Source organism: Pseudomonas sp. RA_35y_Pfl2_P32, from assembly GCF_963970735.1.
Lineage (GTDB): Bacteria > Pseudomonadota > Gammaproteobacteria > Pseudomonadales > Pseudomonadaceae > Aquipseudomonas.
Genome location: NZ_CAXAQF010000283.1, coordinates 1 through 474, shown reverse-complemented (window position 1 = coordinate 474; position 474 = coordinate 1). Strand labels below are relative to the sequence as shown.

Annotated in this window: 1 protein-coding gene; it reads right to left on the bottom strand. The window is 66.2% G+C overall.

All coding sequences use genetic code 11. The features are described 5' to 3' along the window. Positions 1-474 (bottom strand): 5-oxoprolinase subunit B family protein (locus AACY45_RS28290; RefSeq protein WP_339548769.1); only part of this gene is annotated, 474 nt, incomplete at both ends.

The following is a 474-nucleotide window of genomic DNA, read 5'->3' as shown; positions in this document are numbered from 1 at the left end:
TAGCCATCGCGCTCGCGGTCGAACAGTTTGGCCGGGGTGCGGCCGATCAGGTTCCAGCCCCCTGGGGACTCCACTGGGTAGGCTGCGGTCTGCCGCTCGGCGATGCCGACGCTGCCCGGCGCCACGCGTTTGCGCGGGGTGTTCAGGCGTGGCGCGGCGAGCTGTTCTTCGACCAGGCCCATAAAGGCAAAACCTGGGGCAAAACCGAGGGCGAAAACCTGATAGTGATGCTGGCTGTGGCGCCGAATCACCTCGTCGACCGCAAGCCCGCTGCGCTGGGCGAGCAAGGTCAGTTCAGGGCCGACGCTCAGGTCGTACCACACCGGCAACACGTGACAGTGCCCGCTGCCCTGGACCTGCGGCTGCAGGTCGGTAAGCGCCTGATCGATCAGCTCCCGTGCCTGTGCCGGACTCAGCGCCAGCAGGTCGTAATGCACCATCAGCGTCGTGTAGGAAGGCACCAGGTCCACCAAC